This window comes from Chryseobacterium endalhagicum, assembly GCF_016745235.1.
Classification (GTDB): domain Bacteria; phylum Bacteroidota; class Bacteroidia; order Flavobacteriales; family Weeksellaceae; genus Chryseobacterium; species Chryseobacterium endalhagicum.
In genome coordinates, this window is the sequence record NZ_JAELVM010000003.1 from 390,135 (window position 1) to 407,300 (window position 17,166).

Here is a 17,166-nt window from a genome sequence, read left to right on the forward strand (position 1 = left end):
GCATCTCTAAACCCGGAACCCGGAACTCGAATTCTATTTCCTCGTCACTCTCAGCAAAAGCACCAGAACCAAAATCACTGAAAATACAAAGCCCAATACCGCTACCAAAGACAGTTCCCCTATCCTTGGGCCGGATTCCGAAACAAAAACAATAGCAGTGGCTATAATATTTGCGCCCAGAATCATGGCTAAAATTAAATTGACAACGCTTGATTTAATCAGCTGGTTGGTCTTTTCAATATTTTTAATCTCACTGGATACGGTAAATTTATTGTCGTCCAGCTTTTGAAGAACCGATCTGAGCTCTTTAGGAATTTCATCTACATTATCCGTGAAATTCATCATCCGGTCCATTCCTGTTTTTAAAAGATTCTTAGGACGTATTTTTTTGGTTAATATTTTTTTGGTGTAAGGATGAAGACTTTTCACAATATCCAGATCAGGATTGATGGTTCTTCCTACTCCTTCTATCAGGCTGATTCCTTTGAATAAAAGATAAAAATAATCCGGCATATGCAGCCTGTTGTCCTTTAAAATATCTTTCATTTTATTGATGATCACCTGAACATTGATGTCCTGAAGCGAGGAACTGTGAACAAAATTCAGAATGTCTTCCACATCATTTTCAAAACGTCTTTCATCGGGAATTTCATAGCTGACCGCCATTTTTTTGAGATGACGAACGATTTTATGTGAATTTTTAGCGACAAAACTTACAATAAGGTTTTCAAGAATTTCCTTATCGTTCGGCTGAATTTTTCCTACGGCACCAAAATCAATGAAAACTATTTTCCCATCCTTCCTTACTAAAATATTACCGGCATGCGGATCGGCGTGAAAAAATCCATAATCGAGAATTTGGGAGACAAACAGCCTCAATCCTACTTCAGAGACTTTCACCGGATCAATATTATGGGCTAAAAGACCAGCTTTATCGGTAACCTTGATCCCATCGATGAATTCCATACAAAGAATATTGTTGTTGGAAAATTCTTCGTAGATCTTAGGAACATAAGTTTCTTTATTATTTTTGAAATTACGGGCAAAGTGCAGGATATTTTCCTTTTCATTGATCAGGGAAACCTCTTCCAGCAAAGATTTTTCAAAAGTGGAAATCGCCTGTTTAAGATTAAGCTTCTCCCCGATTTCGGAATAGGCAGACACCAGTTTTTCCAGATCTTTTATCAGCAGCAGGTCATCTTCAATAACGTTCTGTACATCCGCTTTTTTAAGCTTAAGAATAACGGGGCTTCCATCCATCAAAACAGCTTTGTAAACCTGCGCAATGGATGCCGTGGCTAAAGGCTCTTTCTGAATTTCCTGAAAATGGTCCTTAACAGATATATTGAATTCATTTTCAAGAATTTCTTCCACATCCATATCTACAGTATCCACTTTGTCCTGAAGTTTCTGCAGCTCCTGGATCAGTTCCGGAGGAAGTAGATCTTCCCTGTTGCTGAAAGTCTGCCCCAATTTTACAAATGTAGGTCCGAGCTCTTCCAGCACCAGCCTGATTCTTTCATATACTGTCCCTTTTGAAACCACTTCATCAGAATCGGAAGGTTCCTGTTCCTGCTTATTTCCGGTATTCATACGGGCCAGCATATCTTTAAATCCGTATTTGCTGAGGACGGAAATAAGCCTTGCTGATCTTTTCAGTTTTCGTTGCTGCTTGTCAAACATATATTTCTGGATAGTTGGTGCAAATTACTCCAAAAATTGTTCCTATTGCTATTTTAATTTTTATTTGAATGGTAAATCTTGGTGTTTAAACAAAATAGAATTATCATTTTAACACGGAGGAAATAATAAATATTTCAGACTTATCTTATTATACATTTTTTAAACGCAAAGTTCAATCATGATTCTCCATATTAAAAGATGAGCAAAGAATTATGGCTTCGCCATTGATGAAGCAGATGGTTTATGCAAACGCTTCATCAAATCAATCTACGATTGATTTCTTCTTTGCATCCTTATATTATTAATAGAATTGATTCTTTGCGTGAAACAATTTATGGGAAAGGTTAATTATTACAAATGATTTTACAAAGTCAAAGGCCACAAAAAAAGCCGCCAAAAATGGCAGCTTTATTTAACAATATCTTTAATAAGTGATTATCCTACTACTTTAACATTGTCTGCTTCAGGACCTTTTTTACCTTCTTTAATATCATATTCCACTGCCTGTCCTTCTTTTAAAGTTCTTAGGCCTGAAGCTTGAATCGCTGAATGATGGCAAAAAATATCATTTCCGCCCGCGTCCGGTGTAATAAAACCAAAACCTTTGGTTTCGTTGAACCATTTTACTGTTCCTGTCATTATATTATATTTAAATTGATTAGTGAAGATAGTAATTTCATTATTATTCTGAGCAAAAGATTTGCATTATTGTATATTTTTTTCAAAAAACCCTGTATTAAAGTAAATAAAACCATTAAAAACACGTTATACTATTTTAATATTTATCTTTACTAAACTAACCTATAAAATATTACAAAATGAAAAATTTACGCAACAGCAAACTGTCAAGAGAGCAATTAAAAGGAATTTCCGGAAGCGGTATCATTATCGGGAACTGTTCCAATGAATGCTGCCCAACCGACGGAAGGCCGAGATGTCCGAGACTGATCTGCCCTGCAGTGATTTGTCCGCAATAGTAGATGTAGAGAATTATTTAATTTAAATACGGAGCAGAAATTTATCTGCTCTTTTTGATTAAAAACTGTTAATCTTTATTTTAAACCATTAAGAAGAATTTAAGGAGTAAAGAATCATTAAGATCAATCATCCTGATTTTTTAAGATCTTGACGAAAACGTCTTAATATTCTTAACAACTTATGTTATCTTAATGGTTCAAAAAATAAAAGTTTAAACAAATTTATTTACAAAAAACCTCATGGCAGCAAAAGTTCCCGGAACGGAAGGATATGACAGTATTCCTGATCAATTCATTGAAGCTACGCTATCAATAGATTTCACTGAACTGCACCGAGATTTCCTTCCTTTTATTCCTCAAAAATCGGGAAAAGTTCTTGATCTTGGAGCCGGAATAGGGAGAGATGCCTCTGTACTTTCTTCTATGGGCCATGCGGTCACAGCTGTAGAGCCGTCTGAAAAACTTTTTGAGGCCGGAAAAAATTTATATGCTCATGATGCGATTCACTGGATCCATGATTCACTACCCGATCTGAAGCGTTTAGATGCTGACCTGAAGTTTGATTTTATTCTTTCATCGGGTGTATGGCATCATCTCAATCCGGATGAACAGCAGCTTTCAATAATAAAAGTTTCAGAGCTTCTTGCAGAAAACGGAATTTTTGCTCTCAGTTTAAGGAATGGTCCTGCCGGCGGGGGCAGCTGCGTTTATCCAACTTATACAGACCAAACGAGACATCAGGCTGAGCAAAACGGATTGAAAACCCTGTTATTGCTGGAAAATCAACCGAGTCTTCTTCCGGGAAAGGAAAATGTAAAATGGTCGCGGCTGGTATTTCAAAAAAGCTCATAAAAAATCCTGCCGCAGGGACAGGATATTTTTTAATTCAGTTTCAATAAACACTTCGACTTCGCTCAGTGTGACATCGCTAATAGCAGCCTGTTTTTGGGAGCTGCTTGAAGATATTTTTGATCATATTCTTCCTACAACAAGTTATAGTTATATGTTTTACTTAAGGTAGGTTTCATAGAGATCTTTTCTACGGTCGTTCATCACCTGAACGGAGCCGTTATGATGAAGATCTTTCAGCAGATTAAGGTCAACGTCTACGATAAGGGTCATTTCCGTATTCGGAGTGGCTTCTCCTTTCACTGCATTGGATGGAAAAGCAAAATCTGAGGGCGTAAACACAGCAGCCTGACCAAACTGGATGTCCATATTGTTCACCCCCGGAAGGTTTCCTACACAGCCGGCAATTGCGACATAACATTCATTTTCGATAGCTCTTGCAGCAGCACAATGTCGTACTCTGATGTAGGCATTCTGCGTGTCGGTAAGGTAAGGTACAAAGAGAATTTTCATGCCCTGATCCGCGAGAATTCTCGGCAGTTCGGGAAATTCTACATCGTAACAGATCACAAGACCTATTTTCCCGCAGTCGGTATCGAACACTCTGATCTCGTTTCCGCCTTTCATTCCGTAGTATTTTCTTTCATTGGGCGTGATGTGGATCTTCCGGTATTCATCGATGCGGCCGTCACGGTGAAGCAGGTAACTTACATTGTACAGATCATTGTTGTCGGGATCAAAAACAGGCATACTTCCGGAAATAATATTGACATTGTAGCTGATGGCCAGTTCGGAAATTTTATTTTTGATGTCCTCACTCAATTTAGCCAATTCGATCATACTGTCTCTTTCTGAAAGCTTGTTGAAAGGTGCCAGCAGCGGCGTATTGAATAGCTCCGGGAAAAGGACAAAGTCCGATTTATAGTCGCCCATCACATTGACAAAAAACTCCACCTGCTCATAAAAAGCATCGATGTTTTTAAAATGTCTCATCTGCCACTGCACCAGTCCCAAACGGATAATGCTGTCCTGCATGGTATTGGGCTTTTTGCTGTAATAGATGTTATTCCATTGGAGCAAAACGGCATTTTCCAGAGATGATTCATCTTCCGGAAGATATTTTTTCAGAATTTTTATAGGAAGAAAATTATTGGAAAGCTGGAAAGACAGTACGGGATCGTAAATTTCCTTGTCTCTCACTCTTCGGATGTATTCTCTCGGGGAAAGTTCGTCACTGTATTTATGGTAGTTCGGGATCCTTCCGCCCAGAATGATCGATTTCAGATTAAGCAGTTCGCACAATTCTTTTCGGGCATCATACAGTCTTCTTCCCAGACGCAGTTCACGAAACTCAGGATCTACAAAAACCTCGATTCCATAAAGAACATTTCCAGTTGAAAGATGGGTATTGAATGTATAATTTCCGGTAATATCCACATAGGTGTGGTCATCTCCGAATTCGTCATAATTCACAATAATCGAAAGGGCTACAGCAGCCAGTTTTCCGTCTACGGTAATGCAGATCTGGCCTTTAGGAAATATCCGGGTGAGTTTTTCTATGCTTTTTTTAGACCAAATAGATTCGGACATCTGCGGATAGGCGCGTTTCATTGTAATTACCAGTTCATCATAATCCTGAAGGGTCAGGGCTCTTGTTTCTATTTGCATTTGACGTAATTTTACTTAAATTTAGTGAAAATATTTAACTTAAATCCTTAAAGGAAAGCAGTTCACAATCATTTAAATTAATTTAACAGTGGATATTACTCAAAACATACAGGAAGCAATCAACTCAAATACAAATTGGAAGCACTCTGATTTCGAATCAGTAGTAGATGCTTTGTCTTTGAATTATCATGTTGATATTGAAATAAATGCAGAAAAATTCGGCGTTTTAAGTTCAGAAGAAAAGATTATAGGATATGTTCATTTAAATTACCCGATCATCTTTTTAGAAAACACATATTCTCAACAAATAAAATCCATCTTAAGTAGCTATGATATACAGTATATTATGGTCAGTACGTTAGATGACCAGTGCTTATCAGTAGATCCGGAGATTTATAATACTTATTTTGATTACATGAGGGATTTAGACAATTTTTCTGCTGATGATTTTTACTTTTATAATGTAACCTAATGAAAAGGAAATTATGTAGTATTAATAAGTTCTATTTTAGTTCACTACCCCAAATTTCTTATTTTTAAAATCAAGGACAATAACATTATTGACAAAAAATGCATTTCCGGTAAGACCGTCTACATTCTCGGTGGTATTGAATTCCTGAAGTCTTTTGTTATCATTATACCAGGCATAATCATTTTCCAGTTTTCTTTTTCCCAGGTATACTTTTTCTTTGATCGGTCTTCCATAAAATTTCACTTTCTCACCCCACGAGTTGGCAATAATCGTATCTGTTTTAGCGGTTTGATCTACCAGTGAAGTCCAGAGTTCTTTATTGGTATTGATCGGAAATAAGCTGGCTCCGGTATCGAATAAAAACCAATGGGTTTCCCCTGCAATAGTCAGTGGAATATGGAGTCTGCCATTATTGGATTTGGCATCTACAAACGTGGTCACTTTTTTCCAATGACTGTCCAAAGAATCAAGCACACACATTCTTTTGTTTGGATAATCGATGATCAGGATTTTGTTGTTAAACACATCAGCGCCTAAAGTTCCGATATGTTTTGGTTTCTTCGTAAATAAGGAATCTTTGGCGATTTTATCTCCGTAACCTGCTTTATAGAACAGATTATCTTTTGACAGTTTTCCTAAATGATAGATCAGTCCTTTTGTTTTGTACACATTTTTCCCTCCGTTATCTGTAGATTTTGAGCTTTCTATGAGGAAGTTCTTGATTTCACTTTCTTTGTAATAGCTGTCTATTGTATTTCCGTAGATGAGGGTTGCATCACTTCCAAGGTCGAACTGGAGGGTAAAATCTGCATTTAAATCATTCACTTTCACCGGAACGAGCATGGCTACTTTATCAAAATTCTTTCCTGAAATTTTCGCCGCATACCATGAAAAAGGAAACCAGGGATAGCTGTCGGCAGAAGAAATATTTTTATTGGCAGCTGTACAGCCAGTCAAAGCCCAGCTAAGGCCGATGATTATAAGCAGAAGTTTTATTTTCATTTTCCGGAATATGAGTTTGGGTATTAAATGTATAATAATTCTGAGGATAAATAGTTTTTAATTTATTTTTTCTTTATCTACTGAAAACAAAGGCTTTAGTGCATGCTCAAATACACTTCGACTTCGCTCAGTGTGACATTGCTAATAACAGGCTGCTTTGGAACTTTGTCGGTCTGAGCGAAGTCGAAGATTTTTTTACAATATCACTCTTAAATAAACAACGGGTAGAAATATCATTTAATACTAATAAAAAATCCTGCTTATAAAGATATAAACAGGATTTTTTTATTTTAAAGAAATTTAGTGAGATTATTCCCACTCAATCGTTGCAGGCGGCTTGCTTGAAATATCGTAAGCTACTCTGTTGATTCCTTTTACTTCGTTGATAATTCTGCTGGATACGGTATCCAGGAACTCGTAAGGAAGTCTGCTCCACGTTGCCGTCATAAAGTCGATGGTGTTGGCAGAACGAACTACTGCTGTGTATTCGTAGGTTCTTTCATCTCCCATTACTCCTACAGATTTTACAGGAAGAAGTACTACGAAAGCCTGAGATACTTTTTCGTAAAGGTCATTTTTGTATAATTCTTCAATGAAAATATCATCCGCTTCCTGAAGGATTCTCACTTTGTCAGCATCTACAGCGCCCAATACTCTGATCCCTAATCCAGGACCCGGGAAAGGGTGTCTGTGTACCAAGTGATGCGGAATACCTAACTCCTCACCTACTTTTCTTACTTCATCCTTGAAAAGCTCTCTTAGCGGCTCTAACAATTCGAATTCCATATCTTCAGGAAGTCCTCCCACGTTGTGGTGAGACTTGATCACTGCAGATGGTCCGTTTACAGACTGGCTTTCGATAACGTCAGGGTAAATGGTTCCCTGAGCCAAGAATTTAGCGCCTTCAATTTTATGGGATTCTTCATCAAAAACGTGAATAAATTCGTTTCCGATGATCTTTCTCTTTGCTTCAGGATCGTCTACTCCTGCCAGTTTTGAAAGGAATCTTTCTTTGGCATCCACCATTTTAATGTTCATATGGAAGTGTTCTCCATAGTTGTCCATTACTTTCTGGCCTTCGTCTTTTCTTAATAACCCTGTATCTACGAAGATACATGTCAGCTGATCACCGATCGCTTTGTGAATTAAAACCGCAGCTACTGAAGAGTCAACGCCTCCTGAAAGTCCAAGAATCACTCTGCTGTCTCCTACTTTTTCACGGATTTCCTCAACTGTTTTTTCGATATAATTGGTCAGTTTCCAGTTTTTCTCAGCATCACAGATGGCAAAAACAAAGTTTTCAAGCATCTTTCCGCCTTCTTCTGTGTGAGATACTTCCGGGTGGAACTGTACGCAGTAGATTTTTCTGTCTTCATTGGAAATAGAAGCCATCACTCCTGATTTTGCATTCAATTCAAAACCAGCAGGAAGCTCTCCTACTTCGTCAAAGTGACTCATCCATACAATAGAATTCTGAGTCACACCTTTTAGCAAAGCATTTTCTTTGATGATATCCAGGTGTGCTTTTCCGTACTCTCCTTTTTCCCCTTTGTTTACTTTTCCGCCTAAAAGATGAGCGGTAAGCTGCATTCCGTAACAAATTCCCAACACAGGAATCCCTTGCTCATACAACTCTTTTTCTACCAGGTGAGCATTTTCTGCATTCACAGAACTTGGTCCACCGGAAAGGATAATTCCTTTTGGCTGTTTTGCTAAAATATCCTGTAAAGGTGTATTGAAAGGAAGGATTTCAGAATATACCCCCATCTCACGGATTCTTCTTCCGATAAGCTGGTTGTACTGTGATCCGAAATCTAATATGATAATACCGTTGTTCATTTTATAAATGATAATTGATGATTGATGATTGATTAATGATATCAGATACAAGATGTCAGACATCAGATTTCAGACATGGACGTCTGGTATCTTAGATCTTGCATCTGGTATCTAATATTGACTGTGTTACAAAAAAAGACTTGGAAATGTTCCAAATCTTTTTTCGTGATTTATTTTAAAACTTTCCGATGTCTTCTCTGTAGAATCCGTAATCGAAATGAATGTGGGCTGCATCTTCGTATACCTTTTTGCGGGCATCGTCGTAGGTAGCTCCTGTAGCCACAACGTTCAGAACCCGTCCGCCGTTGGAAACCACTTTATCTCCTTTTCTTACGGCACCTGCGTACAGAAGTTTGGAGTGTTTCAGTTTGTCTTCGCCTACAATTTCGTATCCTGTTTCGATGTTTCTTGGGTAACCTCCGGAACACATCACAAGACATACTGCTTTTTCGTCTTTAAACTTAAGCTCGATATCTTTTCCGTCCATACAGTCCTGGATCACATCAAGAAGATTGTTTTCCATTAGTGCCATTAACACCTGAGTTTCAGGATCTCCGAATCTCATATTGTATTCAAGAAGGTAAGTTCCGTTCTTAGTGACCATCAATCCGAAGAAGATGATTCCTTTAAAGCTGAATCCTTCTCCTTTAAGACCGTTAATGGTAGGCTCAAGGATATTTTTTTCAAAATCAGCATAGTGCTCCTGTGTAAAATCAGGGCTTGGCGCTACAGATCCCATACCTCCTGTGTTTGGTCCTGTATCACCGTTTCCGGCTTTTTTATAATCTTTTGCAGCGATACAAGGGAAAATCTTTTCACCGTTTGAGAATGCAATGATTGAAGCCTCAAAACCTTGTAAATATTCTTCGATAACCAGACGGATTCCCGCATCTCCATAAATTCTTCTGATCATGAAATCATGGATCGTAGCTTCAGCTTCTTCAAGGTTATCACAAATGACAACTCCTTTTCCGCCTGCCAGACCACTAGCCTTGATTACCAAAGGATACTGCTGTGTCTGCACATACTCTTTAGCATCATTGTATGAATCAAATACCACTGCTTTAGCGGTTTTGATATCATAGGTCTGCATAAATTTCTTAGAGAAAGCCTTACTTCCTTCCAGACTTGCTACTTTTTGGTTCGGTCCGAAAACTTTAAGATCGTGCTTTTTGAATTCATCCTTCAACCCTGCAACAAGCGGAGCCTCCGGGCCTACGATCGTAAGATCCACCTTTTCTTTAATGGCGAAGTCTCTCAGTTCTTTGATTTCGGATAAATGAACATTTTTCCCTATTACATCGGTGGTAGCATTACCATTAGCAAAAAACATTTTAGAAATTCTCGGGTCATTCTGAAGCTTTGCTGCTAAAGCAGATTCTCTACCGCCTTCACCTATGATTAATATTCTCATACTTTATTTATTATCTAGTCTAATTTACAAATATATAATTTTGAATGCTATAAAAACAATCCCAAATTATTTTTTAATTCTATTTTAATTAGTGTAAAAAATGTCTAACACCAGTAAACATCATTGGAATACTGTGTTCATTAGCAGCTTCAATGCTGTCCTGATCTTTTACACTTCCACCCGGCTGGATGATTGCTTTGATCCCCTGTTCTGCACAGAAATCCACTACATCACGGAAAGGGAAAAATGCGTCAGAAGCCAATACAAGATCTCCGGAGAATTTCTCTTTTGCTCTTTCAATAGCCTGCTGCGTAGCCCAGATTCTGTTAACCTGTCCGCCACCGATTCCGAAGGCCTGAATGCCATTGGAAACAACGATTGCGTTTGATTTTACATATTTTACGACTCTCTGAGAGAAAAGAAGGGCTTTTTTCTGCTCTTCTGATGGCTGTACCTCAGTTACCACTTTGATATCATCAGAGAAATGGGTGTCATTATCCTGAACCAGGATGCCACCGTCGATCTTCACCCAGGTCTGTTTGTCAGAAACAGGGTTTACGATTTTTATGATTCTAAGGTTTTTCTTTTTTCTTAAAACTTCAAGAGCAGCTTCATCAAAATCCGGAGCCATTACGATCTCAAGGAATGTTTTGTTTAATTCTTCAGCTGTTGCTGCGTCGATCTTGTAGTTCATTGCAACAATTCCGCCAAAAATAGAAACCGGATCACATTCGAAAGTTTTCTGATAGGTTTCCAAAGCTGAAGTTCCGATGGCTACTCCACAAGGGGTAGAGTGCTTCACTGCACAACAGGCCATTTCTTCTTTGAACTCAGTGACAACTTTCCAGCAAAGGTCCATATCACGAAGGTTGTTGAAAGAAAGTTCTTTACCACCCAGCTGTTCGAAATCTTTCATCGCTCCGTTCTCAAAGGTAGAAACGTAGTAAGCAGCAGTCTGGTGAGGGTTTTCGCCGTATCTTAAATCTGATACTTTTTTGTAGGAAGCATTAAGATAAGTTGGATATTCTTCATCTAAAAGCATTCTTGAAATAGCAGCATCATAAGCTGAAGTAAGGTTGAATACTTTTCCGGCAAGTTTTTTACGGGTTTCAATGTATGAATCTCCGTTCTGTTCCATTTCAAGTCTTACTGTTGCGTAATCTTCCACATCAGTAATTACGGTAACGGAATCGAAATTTTTAGCTGCCGAACGAAGCATTGAAGGGCCTCCGATATCGATAAACTCTACTTTTTCGTGTAAAGAAATGTCTTTGTTTACATTTTCAAAGAAAGGGTAAAGGTTTACGATCACCATGTCGATCAGATCTATTCCGTGCTCCTGAACGGTTCTCATATGCTCTTCATTGGCACGAACAGCCAAAAGACCTCCGTGAACTTTCGGGTGAAGGGTTTTCACTCTTCCGTCCAGCATTTCAGGGAAATTAGTCACCTCATCAATCTGAATCGGATTTAAACCAGCGTCTTTCAAATGTTTGAAGGTTCCTCCTGTGGAGATCAACTCATAATTCTGGGCTTCCAGAAACTGGGCGAACTCTGTCAATCCGCTTTTGTCTGAAACACTGATTAAAACTCTCTTTTTACTCATTTTTACTTTCAGTTTTTCGCAGGGTTTCATCCTGCGTTTGTTTAATTTGTCCTTGGGGATTTTTTTTACATAGGATTTCATCCTATGCTTGATTAAATCGTCCCTTCGGGACTCTTGCTTTCAATTTTTACTTTTTACAGCTATTTCAAACTGTAGCCCGGCCTTTCACCCCCGGACTTATTTTTATTTACTTAGATTTCTTTTTTAATGTAACAATGGATCAGTCTAGCAATGTAACAATGAATTTAATGGGTAAACTGGTACATTGTTATATTGGTACATTATCTATTGATTTCCTAACACTTTATTGATCGCTTTCGGAAATATCTCATATTCAATATGATGAACTTTTTCTGCAACGGTGTCCGGAGTATCTTCAGCGGTTACTTCAAAAGATTTCTGAAGAATGGCTTCTCCTTCGTCAATTCCCGGAGTTACAAAATGTACCGTGGCTCCACTTTCTTTTTCTCCGGCTTCAATAACTGCGTTGTGAACATGCATTCCCCACATTCCCTTTCCTCCGAATTTCGGAAGCAGTGCCGGGTGGATATTGATGATCTTTCCCGTCCAGTTTTCACAGAATTCAGGTTTTAAAATGGATAGGAATCCTGCCAATACGATCAGATCTGTATCTTTTGGAATGACATTCGCCAGTTCACTGCTGAAATTCTTTCCTCTTGGAATCAGAATGTTGTCTATGTTATGATTTTTGGCTCTTTCCAGTCCGTAACATTCTCTGTCTGCCACTACCAGAGATACTTTTGCATTTTGGATCTCTCCACTCTCAATAGTATCTATGATTCTCTGCAGATTGGTGCCGGAACCTGAAACGAGTATAACTAAATTTTTCATGCTGTTAATGTAACAATGTATCAGTCTAGCAATGTAACAATGAATTCAATTGGTACACTGGTACATTGATCAATTGTTATATTGCTAAATCAATCTTTTCGTTTTCTTCCGTGATCTCTCCGATTTCGTAAGCATCGTCTAAAAGGTGTAATACTTTCTCGGCGTGGTCAGCATCAGCAACGATGATCATTCCTACTCCCATATTGAAAGTTCCGAACATTTCTTCACGGGATACACCGCCTCTTTTTTCCAGTTCAAGCATTACGCTAGGAATTTTGATTTTGGCAGCATCAATGGAAGCACAAAGTCCTTCAGGAATAATTCTCGGAACGTTCTCATAAAGACCACCTCCTGTAATGTGAGCGATACCGCATACTTTTACTTCTTCAAGAACTTTGTGGATTTCTTTGTAGTACAGTCTTGTAGGCACTAAAAGAGTTTCGTATAAAGGTTTTCCTTCGAATTCTTCTTCAAAATCCGGGAATACTTTTCTTACCAGTGAAAATCCGTTAGAGTGGAATCCTGAGCTTGGAAGGGCAATGATCTTGTTTCCTGCTTTAATTGTAGAACCGTCAATGATCTGATCTTTTTCAACGATCCCTACACAGAATCCTGCTACATCATAATCTCCCGGCTGGTACATTCCAGGCATTTCGGCAGTTTCCCCACCAATCAATGCACAGTTGTTATCTTTACATGCTTCCACCATTCCAAGAACGATTTCGGCAGCAATTTCTGAATCAAGTTTTCCACATGCCAGATAATCCAAAAAGAATAATGGCTTGGCACCGTGGCAAAGGATATCATTGGCACACATCGCGAAACAGTCGATACCGATAGAACCGTATTTTTTGGTATCCAATGCTACTTTAAGCTTTGTTCCTACTCCGTCTGTTCCAGAAACCAGCACAGGATTTTTATATCCTCCGATCTCATAGAAAGCACCAAAACTTCCCAAATGGTTCAATACATTTGAGTTGTGGGTTTCTCCAACCGCTTTTTTGATCTTGTCAACCGTTTTGTATCCTTCTTCTTTGTCTACGCCTGCTGATTTGTAAGTGTTGCTCATGTTTAATAATTTATAATAATCTAGCAATGTAACAGTCTAATTAATGTAACAATGAATTGAATTGTTAGATTGATACATTGATCAATTGGTACATTATATCTTTACTTTTTATCAGATTTTCGAAAATAAAAAAGCCGACAATCTTGGTAGATTATCGGCCGTTATATTATCTCAGAATTTCAGAGCCCATAGTTTTCCCTTTCTTTGAAAAACATTCTTTAAAAGTGGTCTGAATTTTCATCTCTTTTCTTTTTGCAAAAATAGTAATTTTAAATTAATATTCAAACTCTATTTTTCAAGGATCGTTTCAATGGCTGAAATCTTCTTTATTTTTTCTCTTAATTCGCTGTTTTTCTCCTCATTAGAAATCTTCTGAGCTGCTTTATCAAAGTTGTCATTAAAGAAAGGCAATGAAAATGTTTCTACAATATTTCCACCATGGAAAGGGAAACGCTTGGATGCAGCTTCCAGAACCCCGGCTCCACCTCTTCCTCCGGGAGAGGTAGACATCAGTAACATCGGTACTTCATTCCAAACGGTTCTGTCCTTGATTCTCGATACCCAGTCGAACACATTTTTAAAGGCTGTAGAATAAGTTCCGTTGTGCTCCGGCAATGCAACCAGAAGGAGGTTAGCTCCATCTATTTTTGCTGCAAAATCCTTTGCTTCCTGAGGAACTCCGCCTGCCAGTTCTCTTTCGTGCTTATAGATCGGCATTTCAAAAGGGTTCAGGTCTACGACTTCTACTTCTGCATTCTCAAATAATGATGATGCATAAGCCACTAACTGTCTGTTCATTGAAGCATCCGAATTGCTTCCTGCTATTGCTAAAACTTTCATTTATTTTTATCTATTTTTTAATGTACAAATTTAATTTTTATTTAAGATAAGCCGGCAGGTCCATTGGAACTTCCATTAAAAGGATCTCAGCATCGTCTATGGCTTCAATATTAAAGCTCTGGGTGTCCCAAATACCTAATCCGTCTCTTTCATTCAATATTCTGTCTCCTACTTTTGCACTTCCTTTTAAAACAAAGGCATATACTCCGTTTCCTTTTTTGTTAAGCATATAATTCTTACCGTTTCCGGCTTTGAAATTAGCCAGATTAAACCATGCATCCTGATGGATCCATACACCGTCATCATTTTTGTTTGGAGAAAGGATCTGCTGGAATCCGTTGATCTTTTCGCCTTCTTTTATGCTTTTCTGATCGTATCTTGGTTCAACATTCAGTTCTTTAGGGAAAACCCAGATCTGAAGAAACTTCACTGCCTCATCTTTATTTTTATTGTATTCGCTGTGCATGACACCTGTTCCGGCACTCATCACCTGAATTTCTCCTTTTTTGATAACCGCTGTAGTTCCCATGGAGTCTTTGTGTTCCAGATCTCCTTCCAACGGAATTGAAATAATTTCCATATCCCTGTGGGGATGTGTCCCGAATCCCATTCCCTGCGAAACGGTGTCGTCATTCAACACTCTTAGTACTCCAAAATTCGTTCTGTCTTTGTTTTGATAGTTGGCAAAACTGAATGTGTGGTAGCTGTTTAGCCAGCCGTGATCTGCGTGGCCTCTTGAATCTGCTTTATGATATACTGTTTTCATACTGTGATTATTTTATGGTACAAATGTAGTGGATAGAAGCTTTTGAAAGTGTTGATGTAGGTTAAGAAAGGATTTTTTGCACTAAAAGAAATGAAAATTGTGATTGTTTTTGGTAATGTTTTTTGGATAAACGCAAAGGCGCAAGAAATTACTCTTCTTTGAATCTTTTTAAGGCGCAAGGATTTTATCAAAGATAAAATTGTTTGAGGATATAAATTGGTTTTGAAATGTATAATTTTCTTATCTCGCGGATCTGGCAGATTGAGCTAATTTATAAAATACATTTATCTGTGTTATCTGCAAAATCTGTGGGAAAATATGTTGCAAACCTTATTTAAACGAATGATGTGATATTTTATATTTGGGCTAAAGCCGTTCTAATGCAGCATATTTTAAAGCGGGCTAAAGCCCGCTCCTATTGAGTTTTTTTAAGAATATTTTCTGGATAAACGCATATGTTGTTATCTCTCGCGGATCTGGCAGATTGGGCGGATTGGTAATGGCTACTTTTGATCAACATTTTCTGTTTCTGCAGGAGTTCCGAAAATATGTTTACGATGGTTTTGGCCCCAGTCTTTCAAAGATTCAACAACAGGCTGAAGTGTTTTGGTATAAGGTGTAGGGCAATACTCAATGCTTACGGGATAGGTGTCTTTGACTATTCTTTCAACCAATCCGTTTTGTTCGAGCTCTTTTAATTCTTTGGCTAAAACTTTTGAGGTAAGCTTTGGAATGCTTCGTTCAATCTCCGTGAAACGTTTATTTCCTGCATTTAACGAAATAATAATCTGCAGTTTCCATTTGCCATTAATGACATCAAGAGTGTCACGAACAGGTTTTAATGCCTGCATGCAATCTTTATGATTATGTTGTTTTTCCATTTTTCACTTTCCTTTAGGTAACCACTATACTTTGGAAAGTAAATTTACAATAATTTTGTCAGTAATAAAAATCAAAAAATTTAAAACAATGGCAAATATTTTAAATATCCAAACCAGCATCAGCGGAGAAAATTCTGTAAGCAACAAACTTTCTCAAACCGTCATTAATCAATTGCTGGACAAAGATCCAAACAGTAAAGTTCTGGTTCGTGATCTGGCTTTAAACCCGATTCCCCATCTGGAAATTCATCATTTCAGTGCTTCCAGAATTCCGGACGAGGAAAAAAATGAGGAACAGAAAAAAGCATCCCAATATTCTGATGAAGCATTAAAAGAAATTCAGGAAGCTGATATTATTGTGATTGGAGTTCCTTTCTATAATTTCACTTTTCCATCTACTTTAAAATCATGGATCGACAGTATTGCTGTTGCCGGAAAAACATTTTCTTATGCTGACGGAACACCAAAAGGTCTTCTCCAGAACAAAAAATTATATTTAAATTTTGCCATAGGCGGCGTGTATGAAAACGGGCTTATTGAGAATATGGAGCATTATTTAAAAACATTATTCGGTTTCATCGGGATTACTGATGTGGAAGTTTTTAAATCCCAGGGAATGATGGTTCCTCAACTGAAAGATGAGAATTTTTCTAAGACGGTGGCGGAAATTGAAACGGTTTTGGCGTAAATAAGTTTAATTGTTAAGATATTAAGTCTTTCTTGACTTATAGAAGCTGTCTCTTTTTGAGGCGGCTTTTTCTATTAGATTTTTGTTAGCCATTATTTGTTGGAAAACGCAATGGCGCAAGGCTTTTTTATTCTTTCTGAATGTTTTAAGACGCGAGGATTTTATCGAAGATAAAATTGTTTGGGGATATGAAGTAGTTTTGAAATGTATTGTTTCTTATTTCACGCAGATCTGGCGGATTTGGCAGATTTTTATAATCCGGGATTGTGTGTATTCTAAGACATATGCGGGACTGATCTTTTAAACCATTAAGATCAATTAAGCAGATAGGGAAAGTTAAGATCAATGATTCTTCAGCGAGTATTACTTAAAGCGAAGCTTGCCTTAATAATCTTAACAACTTAAAATTCCTTAATGGTTTCCAAAAATAAAAGATCTGTGTCATCTGAGAAATCTGTGGGAGAATATATTGCAGACCTTCTTTATGTAAGACGAATGATGTGATATTTTATGTTTTGGCTAAAGCCGTTCTACTCCTGCATATAATAAAAGCGGGCTAA

Annotated in this window: 16 protein-coding genes; 4 read left to right on the forward strand and 12 right to left on the reverse strand. The window is 37.8% G+C overall.

Features of this window, described 5'->3' with window-relative positions; all coding sequences use genetic code 11:
* Positions 1 to 33: 33 nt before the first annotated feature.
* Positions 34 to 1,683 carry an ABC1 kinase family protein gene (locus JET18_RS17480; RefSeq protein ID WP_202093153.1) on the reverse strand — a complete coding sequence of 550 codons (1,650 nt, stop codon included), beginning with the start codon at positions 1,681 to 1,683 and terminating at the stop codon, positions 34 to 36.
* Positions 1,684 to 2,118: 435 nt separating this feature from the next.
* Positions 2,119 to 2,322, reverse strand: coding sequence for a cold-shock protein (locus JET18_RS17485; RefSeq protein WP_202093155.1), 204 nt, complete (start codon positions 2,320 to 2,322; stop codon positions 2,119 to 2,121).
* A 179-nt stretch (positions 2,323 to 2,501) separates the two neighbouring features.
* Between JET18_RS17485 and JET18_RS17490 the strand changes: the two genes are divergently transcribed.
* Positions 2,502 to 2,660, forward strand: a complete 159-nt coding sequence (locus JET18_RS17490; RefSeq protein WP_202093163.1) for a hypothetical protein — start codon at positions 2,502 to 2,504, stop codon at positions 2,658 to 2,660.
* Between the two features lie 240 nt (positions 2,661 to 2,900).
* Positions 2,901 to 3,512, forward strand: a complete 612-nt coding sequence (locus tag JET18_RS17495) for a class I SAM-dependent methyltransferase (RefSeq protein WP_202093165.1) — start codon at positions 2,901 to 2,903, stop codon at positions 3,510 to 3,512.
* A 156-nt stretch (positions 3,513 to 3,668) separates the two neighbouring features.
* Here the strand turns inward: JET18_RS17495 and JET18_RS17500 are convergent, their stop codons facing one another.
* Positions 3,669 to 5,177 carry a carbon-nitrogen hydrolase family protein gene (locus JET18_RS17500; protein ID WP_202093166.1) on the reverse strand — a complete coding sequence of 503 codons (1,509 nt, stop codon included), beginning with the start codon at positions 5,175 to 5,177 and terminating at the stop codon, positions 3,669 to 3,671.
* An 88-nt stretch (positions 5,178 to 5,265) separates the two neighbouring features.
* Between JET18_RS17500 and JET18_RS17505 the strand changes: the two genes are divergently transcribed.
* Positions 5,266 to 5,649 carry a hypothetical protein gene (locus JET18_RS17505; protein WP_090024423.1) on the forward strand — a complete coding sequence of 128 codons (384 nt, stop codon included), beginning with the start codon at positions 5,266 to 5,268 and terminating at the stop codon, positions 5,647 to 5,649.
* Positions 5,650 to 5,685: 36 nt separating this feature from the next.
* Here the strand turns inward: JET18_RS17505 and JET18_RS17510 are convergent, their stop codons facing one another.
* The 9 genes from JET18_RS17510 to JET18_RS17550 all read right to left on the reverse strand — a co-directional run bounded on the left by JET18_RS17510 (position 5,686) and on the right by JET18_RS17550 (position 15,918).
* Positions 5,686 to 6,651 (reverse strand): hypothetical protein, encoded by a 966-nt coding sequence (locus tag JET18_RS17510; RefSeq protein WP_202093167.1) that lies wholly within the window; start codon positions 6,649 to 6,651, stop codon positions 5,686 to 5,688.
* 309 nt (positions 6,652 to 6,960) lie between these two features.
* Positions 6,961 to 8,490 carry a glutamine-hydrolyzing GMP synthase gene (gene guaA, locus JET18_RS17515; protein ID WP_202093169.1) on the reverse strand — a complete coding sequence of 510 codons (1,530 nt, stop codon included), beginning with the start codon at positions 8,488 to 8,490 and terminating at the stop codon, positions 6,961 to 6,963.
* A 175-nt stretch (positions 8,491 to 8,665) separates the two neighbouring features.
* On the reverse strand, positions 8,666 to 9,904 hold the full coding sequence (gene purD, locus JET18_RS17520) for a phosphoribosylamine--glycine ligase (RefSeq protein ID WP_202093171.1): 1,239 nt from the start codon (positions 9,902 to 9,904) through the stop codon (positions 8,666 to 8,668).
* 88 nt (positions 9,905 to 9,992) lie between these two features.
* Complete coding sequence (gene purH, locus JET18_RS17525) at positions 9,993 to 11,510, reverse strand: bifunctional phosphoribosylaminoimidazolecarboxamide formyltransferase/IMP cyclohydrolase (RefSeq protein ID WP_202094352.1); 1,518 nt, start codon at positions 11,508 to 11,510, stop codon at positions 9,993 to 9,995.
* 285 nt (positions 11,511 to 11,795) lie between these two features.
* A complete protein-coding gene (gene purN / locus JET18_RS17530; protein WP_202093173.1) occupies positions 11,796 to 12,362 on the reverse strand; it encodes a phosphoribosylglycinamide formyltransferase in 567 nt (188 codons plus the stop codon).
* Between the two features lie 76 nt (positions 12,363 to 12,438).
* Positions 12,439 to 13,431: a phosphoribosylformylglycinamidine cyclo-ligase gene (gene purM / locus JET18_RS17535; RefSeq protein ID WP_202093175.1), complete on the reverse strand. Its 993-nt coding sequence runs from the start codon at positions 13,429 to 13,431 to the stop codon at positions 12,439 to 12,441.
* Between the two features lie 288 nt (positions 13,432 to 13,719).
* Positions 13,720 to 14,271 (reverse strand): NADPH-dependent FMN reductase, encoded by a 552-nt coding sequence (locus JET18_RS17540; RefSeq protein ID WP_202093177.1) that lies wholly within the window; start codon positions 14,269 to 14,271, stop codon positions 13,720 to 13,722.
* A 37-nt stretch (positions 14,272 to 14,308) separates the two neighbouring features.
* Entirely contained in the window at positions 14,309 to 15,037 is a 729-nt protein-coding gene (locus tag JET18_RS17545; protein WP_202093179.1) for a pirin family protein, read from the reverse strand.
* 503 nt (positions 15,038 to 15,540) lie between these two features.
* Positions 15,541 to 15,918 carry a winged helix-turn-helix transcriptional regulator gene (locus JET18_RS17550; RefSeq protein ID WP_228728588.1) on the reverse strand — a complete coding sequence of 126 codons (378 nt, stop codon included), beginning with the start codon at positions 15,916 to 15,918 and terminating at the stop codon, positions 15,541 to 15,543.
* Between the two features lie 88 nt (positions 15,919 to 16,006).
* On the opposite strand from JET18_RS17550, the gene JET18_RS17555 reads away from it, so the two are divergent.
* A complete protein-coding gene (locus JET18_RS17555) occupies positions 16,007 to 16,606 on the forward strand; it encodes an FMN-dependent NADH-azoreductase (RefSeq protein WP_202093184.1) in 600 nt (199 codons plus the stop codon).
* The last annotated feature ends 560 nt before the right edge of the window (positions 16,607 to 17,166 follow it).

Coding starts and splice junctions, on each gene's coding strand:
- JET18_RS17480 (WP_202093153.1), bottom strand. CDS start 1,683: ATGTTTGACAAGCAGCAACGAAAACTGAAAAGATCAGCAAGGCTTATT.
- JET18_RS17485 (WP_202093155.1), bottom strand. CDS start 2,322: ATGACAGGAACAGTAAAATGGTTCAACGAAACCAAAGGTTTTGGTTTT.
- JET18_RS17490 (WP_202093163.1), top strand. CDS start 2,502: ATGAAAAATTTACGCAACAGCAAACTGTCAAGAGAGCAATTAAAAGGA.
- JET18_RS17495 (WP_202093165.1), top strand. CDS start 2,901: ATGGCAGCAAAAGTTCCCGGAACGGAAGGATATGACAGTATTCCTGAT.
- JET18_RS17500 (WP_202093166.1), bottom strand. CDS start 5,177: ATGCAAATAGAAACAAGAGCCCTGACCCTTCAGGATTATGATGAACTG.
- JET18_RS17510 (WP_202093167.1), bottom strand. CDS start 6,651: ATGAAAATAAAACTTCTGCTTATAATCATCGGCCTTAGCTGGGCTTTG.
- guaA (WP_202093169.1), bottom strand. CDS start 8,490: ATGAACAACGGTATTATCATATTAGATTTCGGATCACAGTACAACCAG.
- purD (WP_202093171.1), bottom strand. CDS start 9,904: ATGAGAATATTAATCATAGGTGAAGGCGGTAGAGAATCTGCTTTAGCA.
- purH (WP_202094352.1), bottom strand. CDS start 11,510: ATGAGTAAAAAGAGAGTTTTAATCAGTGTTTCAGACAAAAGCGGATTG.
- purN (WP_202093173.1), bottom strand. CDS start 12,362: ATGAAAAATTTAGTTATACTCGTTTCAGGTTCCGGCACCAATCTGCAG.
- purM (WP_202093175.1), bottom strand. CDS start 13,431: ATGAGCAACACTTACAAATCAGCAGGCGTAGACAAAGAAGAAGGATAC.
- JET18_RS17540 (WP_202093177.1), bottom strand. CDS start 14,271: ATGAAAGTTTTAGCAATAGCAGGAAGCAATTCGGATGCTTCAATGAAC.
- JET18_RS17545 (WP_202093179.1), bottom strand. CDS start 15,037: ATGAAAACAGTATATCATAAAGCAGATTCAAGAGGCCACGCAGATCAC.
- JET18_RS17550 (WP_228728588.1), bottom strand. CDS start 15,918: ATGGAAAAACAACATAATCATAAAGATTGCATGCAGGCATTAAAACCT.
- JET18_RS17555 (WP_202093184.1), top strand. CDS start 16,007: ATGGCAAATATTTTAAATATCCAAACCAGCATCAGCGGAGAAAATTCT.